This window comes from Mesorhizobium sp. M7A.F.Ca.CA.001.08.2.1, assembly GCF_003998455.1.
Taxonomy (GTDB): domain Bacteria; phylum Pseudomonadota; class Alphaproteobacteria; order Rhizobiales; family Rhizobiaceae; genus Mesorhizobium; species Mesorhizobium ciceri.
In genome coordinates, this window is the sequence record NZ_RZPW01001480.1 from 1 (window position 1) to 431 (window position 431).

At 66.4% G+C, this 431-nt stretch carries 1 protein-coding gene and 1 pseudogene; one reads left to right on the forward strand and one right to left on the reverse strand.

All coding sequences use genetic code 11. The annotated features are described in order from the left end of the window. Window positions 1–199, forward strand: a pseudogene (locus tag EN914_RS38090) (MBL fold metallo-hydrolase); the annotation flags it as partial. A gap of 31 nt (window positions 200–230) precedes the next feature. Here the strand turns inward: EN914_RS38090 and EN914_RS38095 are convergent. Further along, window positions 231–431: DUF1499 domain-containing protein (locus EN914_RS38095; RefSeq protein ID WP_127389807.1), on the reverse strand; the 201-nt coding region annotated here is incomplete at its 5' end.

Sequence of the window (431 nt, forward strand, 5' to 3'; positions counted from 1 at the left end):
CGCCATCCTGCAGCGGGTCAGAGAAGGCGACCGGACGATTCCCGACATGGTCAGGGCGATCTACAGGGATACCGATCCGCGGCTGCATGGCGCCGCCGGATTGTCGGTGCTTGCCCATCTCGAGGATCTGACGGCGCGCGGTCTGGTTGTGACCGATGCCGCACCGGCCATCGACGGCATTTTCACGCCGGCCGGATAGGCAACGCAGCCCACTGCCAAGTGCCCGTGCCTCACTCTGCCGGCGCGGCGCCAACCTGACCGGCGACTTCCTGGTCGAGCTCGGCAAGGAAATCGACAATACGCGCGGCATTGTCGCCAAGGTCGTAGCGACCGTAGCGGGACGCCGGCCGCATGTCGACGATGACCGTATCGCCATCGTCCGTCACGCGGATCGCCACATCGGCGGGAAGGCCGATCACGAAGCCCTTGGC